This window comes from Streptomonospora alba (genome assembly GCF_000826685.1).
Lineage (GTDB): Bacteria > Actinomycetota > Actinomycetes > Streptosporangiales > Streptosporangiaceae > Streptomonospora > Streptomonospora alba.
The window spans coordinates 1-391 of the sequence record NZ_JROO01000098.1; the positions used below are offsets into that span (position 1 = coordinate 1).

Annotated in this window: 1 pseudogene; it reads left to right on the forward strand. The window is 66.5% G+C overall.

Annotated elements, in window-relative coordinates:
* Window positions 1–391 (forward strand): annotated as a pseudogene (locus tag LP52_RS25430) (hypothetical protein); the annotation flags it as partial.

The window sequence follows — 391 nt, forward strand, 5'->3', positions numbered from 1 at the left end:
ACAACGGATTCATCGTCTACGACATCTCCGATCCGGAGTCGCCGCAGGTCGCGAGCCGAGTGCTGTGTGAGGGCGGGCAGGGTGACGTCTCCGTGAGCGGCGACCTGCTCTACTACTCGGTGGACTATCCCCGGGAGAGCGAGGAGTGCGGCGCGCCGTCGAGCACTCCGGCCGACGCCGACGCGTTCGAAGGCGTCCGGATCTTCGACATCTCCGACAAGGCGGCGCCCTCCTACGTCGGTGCGGTGCGCACCGACTGCGGTTCGCACACCAACACGCTGGTGCCGGGCGACGCCGACACCGACTACATCTACGTCTCCTCCTACGCGCCGTCGGACTCCTATCCCAACTGCCAGACGCCGCACGACAAGATCTCGGTGATCGAGGTGCC